We start from the raw sequence: 14,922 nt of genomic DNA, 5'->3' as shown, positions 1-14,922 counted from the left end.
GGATGAGACGACGGCTGCTTAGCGCCTAGGCCAATGGAACCGGTCCCAATGCTTCCCTTCAGATCTCGTAGTCGTGCGGAGCGCTGAGCGAGGCAATGAACTTCTTCGTTCGCTCGCGCTCGGGCGCCGAGAAGATCGTCTTTGGCGCGCCGCTTTCGACGATGAGGCCGCCGTCGAGGAAGATCACCTTGTCGGCAACGCGCGAGGCGAGCCGGAGGTCGTGGGTGGCCATGACCATGGTGGTGCCTTCGCGGGCAAGCCGGCTCAGGACTTCGACCACTTCTTCCGCCAGTTCAGGGTCGAGCGCCGAGGTCGGCTCGTCGCAGAGAAGCACGCGCGGCGAAGGGGCAAGGGCACGGGCGATCGCCACGCGCTGCTGCTGGCCGCCGGAAAGTGTTGCCGGCCAGGCGTCGGCCTTGTGCGCCATGCCGACCTTTTCGAGCAGTTCCATTGCCCGGGTCTTTGCCCTGTCCGCCGGCCATTTCAGCACGGTGACGAGGCCTTCCATGACATTGCCGAGTGCGGTCTGGTGCGGGAAGAGCTGGAAGTTCTGGAACACCATGCCGGTCTGCCGGCGCAGACGCTGGATCGCCGTCCAGCCGATCTTGCGGCCAGGGGCGAATTCAAGCTTCTCGTCGCCAAGCTTGATCGATCCGGAGGTCGGGATCTCCAGAAGGTTGATGCAGCGCAGCAGCGTGCTCTTGCCGCCGCCGGACGGGCCGACCAGCGCGGTCACAGTGCCCTCGGCGAGCGTCACGGAAATATCCTTCAGCACGAGATTGTCGCCGAAGCGCTTTTCGATGTGGGAGAGCTCGATCATGTGCGTGCCTCCAGGAAGCCGCCATAGCGGGCGAAGCGTCGCTCCAGCCTGACCTGCAGGGCGGAAAGAACGGAGCTCATGGCAAGATAGATCAGCGCCGCCTCGATGTAGAGGATCAGCGGCTCGTAGGTGGTGGCGACGATGCGCTGCGCTGTCTGGAACATCTCGGGCACAGTAATGGCGGCGGCAAGCGACGTATCCTTCACCAGCGAGATGAACGTGTTCGACAATGGCGGCACGGCGACGCGGGCTGCCTGCGGCAGGATCGTGCGGCGCATTGCCTGGCTCCAGCTCATGCCGATCGAATAGGCTGCCTCCCATTGTCCGCGCGGGACCGACGAAATCACCGCGCGAATGATCTCGGAGGTGTAGGCGCCGACATTCAGCGAGAAGCCGATGAGCGCTGCGGTGAAGGCGTCGAGCAGGATGCCGGCGCTCGGCAGGCCGTAAAAGATCACGAAGAGTTGGACCAGCAACGGCGTGCCGCGGATCACCCAGACGTAAAAGCGCGCGATCCAGGCGACCGGTGCCGGCCCGAAGAGCCGGGCGACGGCGGTGACGAGCCCCAGGATCAGGCCGAAGATGAAGGAAAGCAGCGTCAGGGGGATGGTAAAGGTCAGGCCGGCCCAGAGCAGGGACGGCAAGGATTCCAGCATCAGTGGGAGCCAGGTGGTCAAGGGCGAGCCTTTCAAAAAGCGCGATCCGCCCCGGGGTCCGGAACGGATCGCTTTTCATAGCCGAGAATGGCCGGCTGAGAAACCGGCCGAGGGCCCAGTGATCGGGTTACTTCGAGACGTCGGCGCCGAAGTACTTCTGCGAGATCTTGTCGTAGGTGCCGTCGGCCTTGATGTCGACGAGCGCCTTGTTGATCGCCTCGAGAAGCTCCGGCTCGCCCTTGCGGATGATGATGCCGGAGAAGTCGGCATCGGCCTGCTCAGCGGCGATCTTGACCGGGGCGTCGGGCTTCTTCTTCTTGAAGTCGAGGAAGGAGAGGCTGTCGTTGATCGTCGCGTCGGCACGGCCGGTCAAGACGAGCTGGATCGACTGGTCGAAGCCGTCGGTGCCGACGAGTTCGGCGCCGGACGCGGTTGCGAGCTTGCCGAAGTTGCTGGTCAGCGACTGGGCCGACTTCTTGCCCTTGAGATCGGCAAAGCCCTTGATCTCTTCGTTGTCCGACTTGACGATCAGCACAGCCTTGGAGGCGATATAGGGCTCGGAGAAGTCGTACTTCTTCTTGCGCTCCTCGGTGATGCCGACCTGGTTGATGACCGTGTCGTAGCGGTTGGCGTCGAGGCCGGCGATCAGGCCGTCCCACTTGCCTTCGAGGTATTCAGCCTTGACGCCGAGCTTCTCGGCGACGGCCTGGCCGATCTCCACGTCGAAGCCGACGAGCTTGCCGGAGGCGTCGTGATAGGTGAACGGGGCATAGGTGCCCTCGGTGCCGATCTTCAGGACACCGGCAGATTTGATCGCATCGAGATTCTCGCCGGCTTCAGCGGAGCCAAGTGCGGCAACCTGCATCAGAGCGGCGGCAAACAGCGTGGGGAGGAGTTTCATCGTGATTTTCCATCTTCTTTCTTGCCCGGCCCGTCGTCCGGATTGAGCGGACAATCGCATAAAAAATCGGCGATCTGAGCGTATAAAACACCAATTCCTGAGCGTTTTGATGAAGAATTTTCCTCGAATTGACCCCGATTGCGCGCAAAAGCCACGGTTTGTCGAAATTCGCGCGCCGCTCCGATTTGGGCGCTGTGCCGGCTTGAAAACGGTTTCAAAAATTGCTATGCGCATTTATGGCGATTCATGCACGTTTATGCACGGTTGGTGAAAATGTCAGGGGAACTCCTTCTTCGTGAGCGAAAGACGCTGATCCAGGAGCGGTTGAAGGCCAATGGCCGGGTGCTGGCTGCTGATCTTGCGGCTGAGCTTAGCGTTTCAGAAGACACGATCCGCCGCGATCTCCGGGAAATGGCCGCGGCAGGACTGTGCGAGCGCGTCTATGGTGGCGCACTTCCGGTCGCGCCGGCGGCCCACAGCACATTGCGAGAACGGGTGGCGATGGCGCCGGAACGCAAGGCGGCGCTGGCGCGCACGGCGGTCGGCCTGATCAAGCCTGATATGACCGTGTTCCTCGATGCCGGCTCGACCAATCTTGCGATCGCGCAACTGATCGAGCCGGAGCTGCCGGTCACCGTCGTCACCAACACACCGCTGATTGCCGTCGCGCTCATGGAGAAGCCGGGTGTCGATCTGATCCTGCTCGGTGGCCCGCTCAACCGTGCCGTCGGTGCGGCGATCAGCGCGCGGGCTCAGCGCGACGCGGAGCTGCTCCGGCCCGATCTCTGCTTTCTCGGCACGTGCGGCGCCGACGCCGTTGCGGGCCTGACGGCGATCTATTTCGAGGATGCGGAATTCAAGCGGCTCATTGCGTTGCGCAGCCGGCGCCTGGTTGTCGCCGTCACCAGCGACAAACTCGGTACGGCCGCCGCGCACGGGGTCGTCGATATCAATGACAAGGTGACGCTGCTGCTCGAGGCGGATGCGTCGGCCGAGCATCGGTCGGCCTTCGAGGCGACAAGGGCAGAGGTCCTGATGGCGGGAGAGACGGAATGACGACGATCACGCATGTGGCGCTCTGGACGCGGAACCTCGAGGCGATTGCCAGCTTCTGGTCGTCCTTCTTCGGCGCCGAAGTCGGCGAGATCTATGAAAGCCGACGGCGGCCGGGCTTTCGCTCGCGGTTCCTGACGCTTGGCGACGGCCCGGCATTCGAGATCATGGAGGGCCCCTGGGTTGGGCAGGCCGATCCGGCTGAAGAACGTACCGGCCTTGCCCATGTGGCGCTGTCGCTCGGCAGCGAGCAGGCGGTCGAGGCGATGGCCGCGCGCGCCGAGGCTAACGGCATTCTGGTCGCAAAACCGCGATGGACCGGCGATGGCTTCTATGAGGCTGTTGTTCGCGACCCCGATGGAAATCTGATCGAAATCACAATTTGAGCCGGGCGACCCGGCACAGAGGCAAGACCATGGACCAACGTTCTCCTTCCGCGACCGTCCGCCAGGGCTACATGACCCGCAACCGGCTGGCGGTTTCGCTGCTCTTCCTATTGAACGGCTTCGTCATCGGCAGTTGGGCGCCGAAGATCCCGGAATTCAAGGACCGGCTCGGCATCAGCGAAAGCGTGCTCGGCCTGTTGATCCTGATGTTCGGTATTGGCTCGCTGGTGCTCATGCCGATTGCCGGCGGCTACATCGCCCGTGTGGGGTCGCAGAAGGTGGTCAAGGTCACCGCCATCATACTGTCGCCGTTGCTTCTGCTTCTGACGCTTGTCCCCGATGTCTGGACGGCGGCTGTCGCCATGTTCCTGCTTGGCGGTTTTGCCGGCGCAATGGACGTCGCGATGAACGCCAATGCCGTCGAGGTCGAGAAATCCATGCGTCGGGCGATCATGTCGTCCTGCCATGCCTATTGGAGCCTCGGCGGCCTGATCGGTGCCGGTATCGGCGGCTTCCTCATGGCCCGCTTCGGTGTGCTGCCGCATGTCCTCGTCGTCACTGCGATCTGCCTGGTACTGATTGTCGCCGCTTGGCCGATGATCCTGGCTGACAAGCCGCATCCAGGCGCAGCCAAGGAAAAGCTGCGCCTGCCGATGACGCCGCTCCCCTGGCTGATCGGCATCATGGCGCTGTTCTCGATGGTGCCTGAGGGCACAGTGCTCGACTGGGGTGCGCTTTATCTGCGCAACGAGCTTGGCGCCTCCGTTGAGCTTTCCGGCTTCGGCTTTGCCGCCTTCTCCGCCACCATGGCGACCATGCGTTTTGCCGGCGATTTCGTGCGGGATCGCTTCGGCGCCAAACGGACGCTCCGCATCTGCACCGTCACGGCACTCGTCGGCATGATCGTCGCGGGCACGGCGCCCAATGCCTATATCGCCATCCTCGGTTTTGCGATCGCCGGCATCGGCATCTCCAACATGGTGCCGATCGCGTTCTCGGCCGCCGGCAACATGCCGGGCCTGCAGCCGGGCATCGGGCTCTCGGTCGCGACCTTCATGGGCTATTCCGGCATGCTGTTCGCACCGTCGCTGATCGGCTTCGTTGCCGAGCATACGGGCTTTGCCATCATCTTCGCCTCGGTGCCGCTGCTCTTCATCGTCGTGCTTCTCTTGTCGCACCATGCGATCCATGCGGATCACGCTAAGGGGCACTGAGACGGAACGGCGCCATCAAATCGCCGTCAGGGCATGATGTCGCCGTTGACAATCAGGCTTTCCTCATCCACCTGATGGGCAAATGGCCAGGGCGAGTTGAGGAAAGTCCATGCGGGTTCTGCCCGCATCCTCGCCCGGCTCAGTGACCCACGAAGAGGCCTTCATGTCTTCCGCCTTCGATTTCGATCCGCAGCCCCGCCGCGCCTCCGTCGCCGTCGATGTCGGCGGCGTCATCGTCGGGGGCGGCGCACCGGTCGTGGTCCAGTCGATGACCAACACCGATACGGCCGATATCGATGGGACCGTGGCCCAGGTGGCCGCGCTGCACAAGGCCGGTTCGGAACTGGTGCGCATCACCGTCGACCGCGACGAGAGTGCGGCGGCGGTGCCGAAGATCCGCGAGCGGCTCGAGCGCCTTGGTCTTGACGTGCCGCTCGTCGGCGACTTCCACTATATCGGCCACAAGCTGCTTGCCGATCATCCGGCCTGCGCCGAGGCGCTTGCGAAGTATCGCATCAATCCGGGCAATGTCGGGTTCAAGGACAAGAAGGACAAGCAGTTCGCCGAGATCGTCGAGATGGCGATCCGCTACGACAAGCCGGTGCGCATCGGTGTCAACTGGGGTTCGCTCGACCAGGAACTGCTGACGCGGCTGATGGACGAGAACAAGGCGAACGGTTTTCCGCTGACGGCGCAAGAGGTGACGCGCGAGACGATCGTGCAGTCGGCGCTGCTCTCGGCGGAACTCGCCGAAGAGATCGGTCTGCCGCGCAACCGCATCATCCTTTCGGCCAAGGTTTCCGGCGTTCAGGACCTGATCGCCGTCTATGCCATGTTGTCGGCCCGCTCGGACCACGCACTGCATCTCGGCCTCACCGAGGCCGGCATGGGCACGAAGGGCATCGTCGCCTCGTCCGCTTCGCTCGGCATCCTCATGCAGCAGGGCATCGGCGATACGATCCGCATTTCGCTGACGCCTGAGCCCGGCGGCGACCGCACCCGCGAGGTGCAGGTGGCGCAGGAATTGCTGCAGGTCATGGGTTTCCGTCAGTTCATCCCCGTTGTTGCCGCCTGTCCCGGCTGCGGACGCACCACATCCACGGTGTTCCAGGAACTCGCCCAGAAGATCCAGGACGACATCCGCCGCAACATGCCGGTCTGGCGCGAGAAGTATCCCGGCGTCGAGGGCCTGAAGGTCGCGGTCATGGGTTGCATCGTCAACGGCCCGGGCGAAAGCAAACATGCCGACATCGGCATCTCTTTGCCCGGCACCGGCGAAATGCCGGCCGCCCCCGTATTCATCGACGGCGAGAAGGCAATGACGCTGCGCGGCCCCAACATTGCCGGCGACTTCGAGACGCTGGTTTCCGACTATATCGAGAAGCGCTACGGCCGCGGCCAGGCGGCGGCCGAATAACGGACAGCCCGTCTACGGCAATTGTGGGCGATCAGAGCCGCGACGTCAGCAGCTTCAGCCCGGCAAAGGCAAAGAAACCGGCCATCAGGCTTTCGATCAGCCGCCTGGACTTCAGATAAGCGCGGTGTACCGGCGTGAGCGAGAAGACGATCGCAAAGCCGCAGAAGGTCATCAGACCCAAGACCATGCAGCCGCCGATAAAAGTGGCGGTAACGCCGACCGGCGCGCCCGCGGGCATGCCGAGTGACACCAGCATGATCCAGGAGAAGATCGCCTTGGGGTTCGTCAGGTGGATGCCGAGCCCCTTGAGATAGAGCCGCTTCAGCGAGGTCTGCACCTTTGCCGTCGGTACGATCGCGCTCTTGTCGCTGCGCATGGCGGCGCGCAGTGCGTTATAGGCGAGCCAGAAGAGATAGCAGGCGCCGGCGATCTTCAAGACGATGATCGCGTGGCCATAGGCGCGGATCAGCGCCGAGAGACCGGAGGCCGTCAGCATTGCCCAGGTGTAACTTCCCGTCAGAACGCCAAGGGCAAGCGCCAGGCCCGCCTTTCGTCCCTGGCTGACCGAGGTGGTGATGATCGCCAGGATCGCCGGCCCCGGCGATGCGGTCGCGATCAGATAGGCGGTCCAGGCAATGAGAAGCTGCGGCAGATAGGGCGTCAGGTCGAACATGCGAGAAAAGCTCCGGCTCGGTCGCCGGAGGCTAGATCAGTTCGTCGCCGGTTTGAAACAGCGAAATGTCACCGAGACAACTTAGAGGATCTCGTCTAGCGCCTCGATCAGGCGCGCGCATTCGGCATCGGTGCCGATGGTGATGCGCAGGAAATCGGAGATGCGCGGCTTGGCGAAATGGCGCACCAGCACGGCGCGCTCGCGGAGCGCCTTCACCAGCGTTTCTCCGCGATGGCCGGGATGCCGTGCGAAAACGAAGTTTGCCGACGAAGGCAGCACCTCGAAGCCGCGCGCTGTCAGTTCGGCCGTGAGCCGGTCGCGCGACGCGATGATCTTGGCGCGAGTCTCCTCGAACCAGGTTTCATCCTCGATCGCTGCGATGGAGCCGGCCTGGGCCGGGCGGCCGAGCGGATAGGAGTTGAAGCTGTCCTTCACCCGCTCCAGCGCCTCGATCAGCGGGCGCTGGCCAATGGCGAAGCCGACGCGCAAGCCCGCAAGTGCGCGCGACTTGGAGAAGGTCTGGACGACCAAGAGGTTCTCGTATTTCGAAACCAGTTCTGCGGCCGACTGGCCGCCGAAATCGACATAGGCCTCGTCGATGACGACGGGCTGGTCCGGATGGCTTGCGACCAGCCGCTCGATGTCGGCGAGCGGCAAAGCGATGCCGGTCGGGGCATTCGGGTTCGGCAGGATGATGGCGCCGCAGGGCCGGTCGTAGTCGGCGAGATCGATCTCGAAGCGATCGCTGAGCGGGATCTCGACCGTGTCGATCTCGAAGAGCCGCGCATAGGTCGAATAGAAGCTGTAGGAGATATCCGGATAGAGCAGCGGCGCGTCGTGCTTCAGCAAGCCGGCGAAGATGTGCGCCAGCACCTCGTCCGAGCCGTTGCCGACGAAGACTTCTTCGGCGGTCACGCCATAGCGTACGGCGATGGCCTGGCGCAGCTTCAGCGCCAGCGGGTCCGGATAAAGGCGAAGATCGCTGCTCGCTGCCGCGGCGATCGCGTCGAGCACCTTCTCAGACGGACCGTAGGGGCATTCGTTGGTGTTGAGCTTCACCAGGTTGGCGATGCGCGGCTGTTCGCCAGGCACGTAGGGCTTCAGCTTGGAGACGATCGGCGACCAGTATTTGCTCATGGATCTAGCTCCTGCGATTGGCGATGAAACGGGCGGCTTCGACGAGAATGGCCGAGCGCGCTCCATAGGGCGCAAGCAGCGCTTCGGCTTCGACGACCAGTTGCTCCAGCCGGTCTTCCGCCCAGGTCTGGCCGTTGAGCGCGACCAGCGTGCCCTTGCCACGGGCGGCGTCCTTGCCGGTTGCCTTGCCCATGGTCTCCGCATCCGCGGTAAGGTCGAGCAGGTCGTCGGCAAGCTGGAAGGCAAGGCCGATCTTTTCGCCGAAGGCGCGAAGCCGCGCGCGGTCCTCCTTCGAAGCGCCGGCGACGATGGCGCCAGCCTCGCAGGCAAAGCGGATCAGGGCACCTGTCTTCATCGCCTGCAGCGTGACGATCCCGGCCTCGTCCGGTGGCGACTTTTCCGCGGCCAGGTCGAGCGCCTGTCCGCCGGCCATGCCGCCGTGGCCGGCGGCGCGTCCGAGCGCCAGGATCAGTTCCACCTTCTGCGCATCCGAAAGCGCTGTCTCGGGTGCTGCGATGATATCGAAGGCGAAGGTCAGCAGGCTGTCGCCGGCAAGAATCGCCGTCGCCTCATCGAAGGCCCTGTGCACGGTCGGCTGGCCGCGGCGCATGTCGTCGTCGTCCATCGCCGGCAGGTCGTCATGGACCAGCGAATAGCAATGCACGCATTCGAGTGCCGCGCCGACGCGCAAGGCCGCATCGCGATTGCCGCCGAGCAGATCGGCGCATTCGATCACCAGGAAGGGGCGCAGACGCTTGCCGCCGTTCAGCACGCCGTGGCGCATGGCCGCGAGCAGGTTTGCCGGCCGGGCGATTTCGTCGGCTTCCGTCGTCTGGCCGAGCAGACGTTCCAGCAGACCCTCGACGGTGCGGGCATTGGTGGCGAGGCGACGGGTAAAAGGCGATGTGTCCTGGCTCATGCGCGCTCTTTGACATGGGCGAAGAGGGCTTTCAACGGGGATTCGTGTCGCAGCCGCGCGCTTTCCCTGGGACAGCCTTCTCGGCGCCTTGCCTTTTGCCAGAAAGCCCGTTCAACTCTGCCTGCGCATGCACTAAGAGAAGCGGATGGACAGCGAGGTGAACAGTCAGGCCGCGAACGTCGTTCCGGAAGCGCGCGAGGAGGGCGAATTGCCTTCCAGTCGCTGGTCTTCGCTTCGCCGGACGTTGCGCACGCGTCGCCGCCAGATCGTCCTGGCTGTTCTGGGCTTTCTCGTCCTTCCCTACGCGCTGATCGTTCTCTACCTGGTGGAGTTCATCCATCCCGTCTCGACGCTCATGCTGCGCGATCTCGTGCTGCTGCGCGGCTACGATCGGCAATGGGTCGAGTTCGATGATATCGCCCCGGTTCTGGTGCAGTCGGTGATGATGTCGGAGGACGGGCAGTTTTGCGCCCATGACGGCGTCGACTGGGGCCAGATGCGGGGCGTGGTCGAGGATGCGCTCGAAGGGGAATCCACCCGCGGCGCGAGCACCATTCCGATGCAGACGGTCAAGAACCTCTATCTCTGGAACGGTCGCTCCTTCCTGCGCAAGGGCATGGAACTGCCGCTGGCGGTCGCCGCCGACTTCGTGTGGAGCAAGCGGCGGATGATGGAGATCTATCTGAACATCGCCGAATGGGGCGACGGGATCTATGGTATCGAGGCGGCCGCCCGCCATCATTTCGGGGTTTCGGCGTCGAAGCTCTCGCGCCGGCAGGCGGCGCTGCTTGCGGTCTCGCTGCCCAATCCGAAGGAGCGCAACGCCGGAAAACCCGGCCGCGGGCTCAAGCGCCTGGCGAACCTGATCGAGCGCCGCGCCAGCCGCTCCGGCGGTTACATCACCTGCCTTTATAACTAGGATCAGACCTTTTCATTGGATGCGCTCGCTGGGCGATGTCATGCTCGCGTAGTAGAGTTCTGCCATCTGGGCCTCTCTCCCTTCGAAAGGCCCGATTGCTCCATGACCTTGATTTCCCCCTCGCTTTTCGCCCTTGGCCGTAGCGCCAACGATGCCCCGCCGAGACATCTCGGAACGCGCTACAACACCGAAGGCCAGTTCCTTTCGGAACCGGGCAACACGGTTGTGTCTCACGTTGCCGCCGGATCGCCGTCCGAGGCCGCCGTGCTTGCGGTGCGCGACCGGGTGATGGCGATGCCCGAGGCGGGGCAGTTCGCCTTTACCCACCCGTCCAGCCTGCACATGACGATCTTCCAGGGCATCATCGAACACCGCCGGAAGCTCCCTTACTGGCCGGCCGACATGCCGCTCGATACGCCGATCGAGGTGATGACGGCGCACTACCGCGAACGGCTTGCGCATTTTGCGCCGCTGGAGCAGTTCCGCGCCCGCGTGACCGAGATCACGCCGACGGGCCTTGCGCTCGAAGGCGACGGTGCCGCCGACCGCGCCTGTCTCAAGGCCTGGCGCGACGCTTTCGCGGAAGCCTTCGGCTATCGCCATCCGGATCATGACGACTACCAATTCCACATCACCTATGCTTACCCCGTCGACTGGCTCGACGATGCGGCGCTGCCGCGCTGGCAGGCGATGCTGGACGAGCAGCTCGCTTTTCTGCGCGAGCAGGCGCCGGTGATCGCGCTCGATCCGCCGGCCTTCTGCTCGTTCGAGGACATGAACCATTTCGAGGAACTGATCGTTTTCTCGGAGAGACCAGCAATCAAGGAACAGAAATGACCGGACTTACACTCTATGTCGGCAACAAGAACTATTCGTCCTGGTCGATGCGGCCATGGATCGCGATGACGGCAGTCGGCATCGATTTCTCGGACGTGGTCATTCCGTTCGATTTCGCCGCCGGCAATCCGGAGATCCGGGCGATCTCGCCGACCGGAAAGGTGCCGCTGCTGCGCCACGGGGACCTGCTTATCTGGGAATCGCTGGCGATCATCGAATATGTCGCCGAACTCTTTCCCGACGCCGGGCTGTGGCCGGCCGACCCTCAGGCGCGCGCCCGGGCGCGCAGCTATTCGATGGAGATGCTGTCCGGTTTTCGCGCTCTGCGTGGTGCCTGCCCGATGAACATCCGTCGGCCAAAGCAGGCGCTGGACGTTGGCGCGGACGTCCGCGCGGACGTGGCACGTATCGAGCAGATCTGGACGGAGGCGCTTGCGCGTTCCGGTGGCCCGTTCCTCTTCGGGTCCTTCAGCGCGGCCGATGCGATGTACGCGCCTGTGGTTAACCGCTTCGACGTCTACGATCTCGTTGCGGATCGAGAAACGCTCGGCTACATGAACCGCGTGAAGGCACATCCGGCGTTCCTGAAATGGGAGGAGGCCGCCCGCGCAGAGCCGTGGGTCGTCGCCGAAGACGAGGTCTGAAAAGGTCGAGTCGAAAAATTGCCCGTGGGGACTGGTCAAACGGCAGTTGTCCATGTATAAGCGCGCCAAATTTCCGTGATTAACATCTGTTTTACACGGCCATTTCGGCTGCTGAACAGTGTTTGCCCGATAAGTGGAGAATGAAATGGCTGTACCTAAAAGAAAAACGAGCCCGTCCAAGCGTGGCATGCGCCGTTCGGCTGACGCTCTGAAGACCCCGACCTACGTCGAAGACAAGAACTCCGGCGAACTGCGTCGCCCGCACCACATCGACCTGAAGACCGGCATGTACCGTGGCCGTCAGGTTCTGACCCCGAAGGAAAGCGCATAAGCGTTTCCGTTCGCGGATTAGGTTCAAAGGGCTGGCTCTGCCGGCCCTTTTGTTTTGCATCTGACATGATCTTGCTTGGACGCCGTGGTATCGCTGGCGCCTTGCGTGACGACGCCGCATATACATGGTCCACCATAAACGCGGTCAAGGAGTTCTGATGCTTGCTGCCATACCGCTGCTGATCCTACCTTTTGCAATCTACAATCTCGCGATGATCGGAATGTTCGGCGGCCTCGCCGGCCTGAACGCCGACATGGTGTCGCTCTCCATGCTATCAGGCGCGACCTGGACGATGCGCTTCGGCGACCTTCTGATCGTCGGCGCCCTGCTGCTGCTCTTCGTCGAATTGCTGAAAGCGACGCGCACGAGCAGCCGCGCACTGATGGATCATCTGCTCTCGATGATCCTGTTCATCGTCTTTTTGATCGAATTTCTGCTGCTCGCACCGGCGGCAACGCAGCTCTTCTTCATCCTGATGACCATCAGCTTCATCGATGTTATCGCCGGCTTTGCCGTATCGATGCGCTCGGCCGGCCGGGACGTGTCGATCGGCCTCTAGGTCCAGACGGTTCGGGGCGACGCCGCCCCGATTTCCGCGATCTCTGTTCAGGTGAGGTGAAGGCAGGAACCGCATTCCTGCCTGGTGGTCCTGCTTAGCCGAGATTGTCGAGCTTGGTCTGGAGCGCGCGAAGCTGCTCCTTCAGCTCGTCGATATCCTTGGCTTCGGCCTTCTTTGTTTCCTTCACGGGCGGCGCGGTGATGAAGGGCGAAAACATCTGCATGGCCTGATGGAACATCTCGGTGTTGCGACGCACCTGCTCTTCGACAAGTTGCAGCGGAACCTGCAGGTTTTTGCCGAGCGGCGTGTCGCCGAAGGCCTTGTTGATCTGCTCGCGCATCTGCGACTGCTGCTCGGTGAAAGCCTGCATCGAGTGTTCGAGATAGCTCGGCACCACCATCTGCATCTGGTCGCCGTAGAACGAGATCAGCTGGCGCAGGAAGGAGATCGGCAGCAGCGTGTTGCCGGTCTTGGACTCCTGCTCGAAGATGATCTGCGTCAGCACGGAATGGGTGATGTCCTCGCCGGATTTTGCATCCTGAACGATGAAGTCCTCACCCTTCTTCACCATCACAGCCAGGTCGTCGAGCGTGACATAGGTGCTGGTCCCGGTGTTGTAGAGCCGCCGGTTCGCATATTTTTTGATAACGATCTGGCCTTCGTGCTTCGCCATCAGGGTCTCCTCTCCCCCATCATCCCGTCTTTATTGCGTTTTTCAGAGTATCCGCAAAAGCGCGCCGCTGACAATGTCTTTGTGCGTTGCGGCGACGCAAGTGCAAAATCTTGCGGTTGCGTTTTAGGTGACGCTTTTGTGGCACTGCATCAAGGCGTTTGACTTGCGTCGCGCGCTTTGCCAGTCTGCCTGCATTAGGCAAGAAGATCTGAGGAAACGTCCCATGAGCAATCCCTCCATCGTGATCGCCAGCGCCGGCCGCACCGCGGTCGGTTCCTTCAACGGTGCCTTTGGCAATACGCCGGCGCACGAACTTGGCGCTGCCGTCATCAAGGGCGTGCTCGAGCGCGCAGGCGTCGAGGCTGCCGAGGTCGACGAGGTGATCCTCGGCCAGGTGCTGCAGGCAGGCGAAGGCCAGAACCCGGCGCGCCAGGCGGCGATGAAGGCGGGCGTTCCTCAGGAAAAGACCGCCTGGGGCATGAACCAGCTCTGCGGCTCGGGCCTGCGCGCCGTCGCGCTCGGCATGCAGCAGATTGCAACCGGTGATGCTGAGATCATCGTCGCCGGCGGCATGGAGTCCATGTCGATGGCGCCGCATTGCTCGCATCTTCGCGGCGGCGTGAAGATGGGCGACTTCAAGATGATCGACACGATGATCAAGGACGGCCTGACCGACGCCTTCTACGGTTATCACATGGGCATCACCGCCGAGAACGTCGCTCGCCAGTGGCAGCTCAGCCGCGAGGAGCAGGATGCGTTCGCGCTCGCCTCGCAGAACAAGGCCGAAGCCGCCCAGAAGGCCGGGCGCTTTGCCGACGAGATCATTCCCTTCATCGTCAAGGGTCGCAAGGGCGACGTCACCGTCGACCAGGACGAATATATCCGCCACGGCGCAACGCTCGATCAGATGACGAAGCTGCGCCCCGCCTTCGACAAGGAAGGCACGGTCACCGCCGGCAACGCTTCCGGCCTCAATGACGGCGCCGCAGCCACCCTGCTGATGACCGAGGCGCAGGCCTCCAAGCGCGGCATCCAGCCGCTCGCCCGTATCGTTTCCTGGGCAACCGCCGGCGTCGATCCGCAGGTCATGGGCACCGGCCCGATCCCGGCGTCGCGCAAGGCGTTGGCAAGGGCCGGCTGGGCGATCGGCGATGTCGAACTGGTGGAAGCCAACGAAGCCTTTGCTGCCCAGGCCTGCGCGGTCAACAAAGACCTCGGCTGGGATCCGTCGATCGTCAACGTCAATGGCGGCGCGATCGCCATCGGTCACCCGATCGGCGCGTCGGGCGCCCGCGTGCTCAACACGCTGCTGTTCGAAATGAAGCGCCGCGGCGTTTCCAAGGGGCTTGCAACCCTCTGCATCGGCGGCGGCATGGGCGTCGCCATGTGCGTCGAGCGGTTCTGATCGGTCTGGCGGCATGAACAGCGCCAGGTGGGTTCCATTTTCCCTGCTTCTGGCCGGTTCGCCGATCGTTTCTGCACATGCCAATCCCGCGCCTCTTAACGAGGCGCGGCTGGTAGAATGCATGCTGGAACATACGACTTCCGACGAGGAGAGCGTTTTCAAGGACGTGATGGTCGCGGCCTTGAACGATGACAGCGGCGCATTGAAGGTGTCGCTGGAGCAGCTCTCCGCGGTGATGATGGGTCTCGCGCTGGAGAAGTGCGAGGTGGCTCTGTCCGCGCTGGCTACGCCGCAGTTTCAAGCGGCCGCCGGGCTCTACGGGCAACAGGTCGGCGAAAAGCTGATGCAGAAGGCATTCGAAAAACTGAACTGATCAAG

General features: G+C 63.1%; 18 protein-coding genes. 11 read left to right on the top strand and 7 right to left on the bottom strand.

Annotated features, from left to right (window positions below):
- Positions 1-58 precede the first annotated feature (58 nt).
- The 3 genes from AC3WVQ_RS17895 to AC3WVQ_RS17885 form a co-directional block, all read right to left on the bottom strand.
- Positions 59-820: an amino acid ABC transporter ATP-binding protein gene (locus tag AC3WVQ_RS17895; protein WP_060586573.1), complete on the bottom strand. Its 762-nt coding sequence runs from the start codon at positions 818-820 to the stop codon at positions 59-61.
- The gene (locus AC3WVQ_RS17890; protein WP_089044284.1) at positions 817-1,497 is read right to left on the bottom strand and encodes an amino acid ABC transporter permease; all 681 of its coding nucleotides are present in this window, start codon (positions 1,495-1,497) and stop codon (positions 817-819) included. Before AC3WVQ_RS17890 ends, AC3WVQ_RS17895 begins: the two co-directional genes overlap by 4 nt.
- 106 nt (positions 1,498-1,603) lie before the next feature.
- A complete protein-coding gene (locus AC3WVQ_RS17885) occupies positions 1,604-2,377 on the bottom strand; it encodes an amino acid ABC transporter substrate-binding protein (RefSeq protein ID WP_090295217.1) in 774 nt (257 codons plus the stop codon).
- A 273-nt stretch (positions 2,378-2,650) separates the two neighbouring features.
- Here AC3WVQ_RS17885 and AC3WVQ_RS17880 point away from each other — a divergent pair, with 273 nt between their 5' ends.
- The 4 genes from AC3WVQ_RS17880 (at position 2,651) to ispG (ending at position 6,447) form a co-directional block, all read left to right on the top strand.
- Positions 2,651-3,433 (top strand): DeoR/GlpR family DNA-binding transcription regulator, encoded by a 783-nt coding sequence (locus tag AC3WVQ_RS17880; protein WP_090295219.1) that lies wholly within the window; start codon positions 2,651-2,653, stop codon positions 3,431-3,433.
- Entirely contained in the window at positions 3,430-3,816 is a 387-nt protein-coding gene (locus AC3WVQ_RS17875; RefSeq protein ID WP_090295220.1) for a VOC family protein, read from the top strand. The genes AC3WVQ_RS17880 and AC3WVQ_RS17875 overlap by 4 nt, the downstream gene beginning before the upstream one ends.
- A 29-nt stretch (positions 3,817-3,845) precedes the next feature.
- Positions 3,846-5,030, top strand: coding sequence for an MFS transporter (locus tag AC3WVQ_RS17870; RefSeq protein ID WP_034802948.1), 1,185 nt, complete (start codon positions 3,846-3,848; stop codon positions 5,028-5,030).
- 163 nt (positions 5,031-5,193) lie between these two features.
- A complete protein-coding gene (ispG, locus tag AC3WVQ_RS17865) occupies positions 5,194-6,447 on the top strand; it encodes a flavodoxin-dependent (E)-4-hydroxy-3-methylbut-2-enyl-diphosphate synthase (RefSeq protein ID WP_034803175.1) in 1,254 nt (417 codons plus the stop codon).
- Between the two features lie 31 nt (positions 6,448-6,478).
- Here the strand turns inward: ispG and AC3WVQ_RS17860 are convergent, their stop codons facing one another.
- The 3 genes from AC3WVQ_RS17860 to AC3WVQ_RS17850 form a co-directional block, all read right to left on the bottom strand.
- Positions 6,479-7,120 (bottom strand): LysE family translocator, encoded by a 642-nt coding sequence (locus AC3WVQ_RS17860; protein ID WP_090295222.1) that lies wholly within the window; start codon positions 7,118-7,120, stop codon positions 6,479-6,481.
- An 81-nt stretch (positions 7,121-7,201) separates the two neighbouring features.
- A complete protein-coding gene (hisC, locus tag AC3WVQ_RS17855; RefSeq protein ID WP_090295223.1) occupies positions 7,202-8,257 on the bottom strand; it encodes a histidinol-phosphate transaminase in 1,056 nt (351 codons plus the stop codon).
- 4 nt (positions 8,258-8,261) lie between these two features.
- Positions 8,262-9,176 (bottom strand): polyprenyl synthetase family protein, encoded by a 915-nt coding sequence (locus AC3WVQ_RS17850; protein WP_090295225.1) that lies wholly within the window; start codon positions 9,174-9,176, stop codon positions 8,262-8,264.
- A 145-nt stretch (positions 9,177-9,321) separates the two neighbouring features.
- Here AC3WVQ_RS17850 and mtgA point away from each other — a divergent pair, with 145 nt between their 5' ends.
- The 5 genes from mtgA to AC3WVQ_RS17825 all read left to right on the top strand — a co-directional run bounded on the left by mtgA (position 9,322) and on the right by AC3WVQ_RS17825 (position 12,466).
- Positions 9,322-10,095 carry a monofunctional biosynthetic peptidoglycan transglycosylase gene (gene mtgA, locus AC3WVQ_RS17845; RefSeq protein WP_060529995.1) on the top strand — a complete coding sequence of 258 codons (774 nt, stop codon included), beginning with the start codon at positions 9,322-9,324 and terminating at the stop codon, positions 10,093-10,095.
- Between the two features lie 102 nt (positions 10,096-10,197).
- Positions 10,198-10,932, top strand: a complete 735-nt coding sequence (locus AC3WVQ_RS17840; RefSeq protein ID WP_110818892.1) for a DUF1868 domain-containing protein — start codon at positions 10,198-10,200, stop codon at positions 10,930-10,932.
- Positions 10,929-11,576, top strand: coding sequence for a glutathione S-transferase family protein (locus AC3WVQ_RS17835; protein WP_034802931.1), 648 nt, complete (start codon positions 10,929-10,931; stop codon positions 11,574-11,576). The genes AC3WVQ_RS17840 and AC3WVQ_RS17835 overlap by 4 nt, the downstream gene beginning before the upstream one ends.
- Before the next feature lie 145 nt (positions 11,577-11,721).
- Positions 11,722-11,907, top strand: coding sequence for a 50S ribosomal protein L32 (rpmF, locus tag AC3WVQ_RS17830; RefSeq protein ID WP_034802928.1), 186 nt, complete (start codon positions 11,722-11,724; stop codon positions 11,905-11,907).
- Between the two features lie 157 nt (positions 11,908-12,064).
- Entirely contained in the window at positions 12,065-12,466 is a 402-nt protein-coding gene (locus tag AC3WVQ_RS17825; protein ID WP_034802925.1) for a membrane protein, read from the top strand.
- A gap of 94 nt (positions 12,467-12,560) precedes the next feature.
- Here the strand turns inward: AC3WVQ_RS17825 and phaR are convergent, their stop codons facing one another.
- Positions 12,561-13,139, bottom strand: coding sequence for a polyhydroxyalkanoate synthesis repressor PhaR (gene phaR / locus AC3WVQ_RS17820; protein WP_034802922.1), 579 nt, complete (start codon positions 13,137-13,139; stop codon positions 12,561-12,563).
- 223 nt (positions 13,140-13,362) lie between these two features.
- On the opposite strand from phaR, the gene AC3WVQ_RS17815 reads away from it, so the two are divergent.
- Both AC3WVQ_RS17815 and AC3WVQ_RS17810 read left to right on the top strand, forming a co-directional pair.
- On the top strand, positions 13,363-14,544 hold the full coding sequence (locus tag AC3WVQ_RS17815; RefSeq protein ID WP_034802919.1) for an acetyl-CoA C-acetyltransferase: 1,182 nt from the start codon (positions 13,363-13,365) through the stop codon (positions 14,542-14,544).
- 13 nt (positions 14,545-14,557) lie between these two features.
- Positions 14,558-14,917 carry a hypothetical protein gene (locus AC3WVQ_RS17810; RefSeq protein ID WP_090295227.1) on the top strand — a complete coding sequence of 120 codons (360 nt, stop codon included), beginning with the start codon at positions 14,558-14,560 and terminating at the stop codon, positions 14,915-14,917.
- Positions 14,918-14,922 lie beyond the last annotated feature (5 nt).

It is taken from the genome of Ensifer sp. EB106-05-01-XG146, assembly GCF_058791875.1.
The sequence above is the reverse complement of the archived record's forward strand: the minus strand, read 5'-3'. Positions and strand labels throughout refer to the sequence as shown.

Excerpts from the sequence above, each read along its gene's own strand:
- AC3WVQ_RS17815 (WP_034802919.1), top strand. The coding sequence starts at position 13,363 with ATGAGCAATCCCTCCATCGTGATCGCCAGCGCCGGCCGCACCGCGGTC.
- phaR (WP_034802922.1), bottom strand. The coding sequence starts at position 13,139 with ATGGCGAAGCACGAAGGCCAGATCGTTATCAAAAAATATGCGAACCGG.
- AC3WVQ_RS17870 (WP_034802948.1), top strand. The coding sequence starts at position 3,846 with ATGGACCAACGTTCTCCTTCCGCGACCGTCCGCCAGGGCTACATGACC.
- AC3WVQ_RS17880 (WP_090295219.1), top strand. The coding sequence starts at position 2,651 with ATGTCAGGGGAACTCCTTCTTCGTGAGCGAAAGACGCTGATCCAGGAG.
- AC3WVQ_RS17810 (WP_090295227.1), top strand. The coding sequence starts at position 14,558 with ATGAACAGCGCCAGGTGGGTTCCATTTTCCCTGCTTCTGGCCGGTTCG.
- AC3WVQ_RS17840 (WP_110818892.1), top strand. The coding sequence starts at position 10,198 with ATGACCTTGATTTCCCCCTCGCTTTTCGCCCTTGGCCGTAGCGCCAAC.
- AC3WVQ_RS17895 (WP_060586573.1), bottom strand. The coding sequence starts at position 820 with ATGATCGAGCTCTCCCACATCGAAAAGCGCTTCGGCGACAATCTCGTG.
- hisC (WP_090295223.1), bottom strand. The coding sequence starts at position 8,257 with ATGAGCAAATACTGGTCGCCGATCGTCTCCAAGCTGAAGCCCTACGTG.
- AC3WVQ_RS17850 (WP_090295225.1), bottom strand. The coding sequence starts at position 9,176 with ATGAGCCAGGACACATCGCCTTTTACCCGTCGCCTCGCCACCAATGCC.
- AC3WVQ_RS17860 (WP_090295222.1), bottom strand. The coding sequence starts at position 7,120 with ATGTTCGACCTGACGCCCTATCTGCCGCAGCTTCTCATTGCCTGGACC.
- rpmF (WP_034802928.1), top strand. The coding sequence starts at position 11,722 with ATGGCTGTACCTAAAAGAAAAACGAGCCCGTCCAAGCGTGGCATGCGC.
- AC3WVQ_RS17835 (WP_034802931.1), top strand. The coding sequence starts at position 10,929 with ATGACCGGACTTACACTCTATGTCGGCAACAAGAACTATTCGTCCTGG.
- ispG (WP_034803175.1), top strand. The coding sequence starts at position 5,194 with ATGTCTTCCGCCTTCGATTTCGATCCGCAGCCCCGCCGCGCCTCCGTC.
- AC3WVQ_RS17875 (WP_090295220.1), top strand. The coding sequence starts at position 3,430 with ATGACGACGATCACGCATGTGGCGCTCTGGACGCGGAACCTCGAGGCG.
- AC3WVQ_RS17885 (WP_090295217.1), bottom strand. The coding sequence starts at position 2,377 with ATGAAACTCCTCCCCACGCTGTTTGCCGCCGCTCTGATGCAGGTTGCC.
- mtgA (WP_060529995.1), top strand. The coding sequence starts at position 9,322 with ATGGACAGCGAGGTGAACAGTCAGGCCGCGAACGTCGTTCCGGAAGCG.
- AC3WVQ_RS17825 (WP_034802925.1), top strand. The coding sequence starts at position 12,065 with ATGCTTGCTGCCATACCGCTGCTGATCCTACCTTTTGCAATCTACAAT.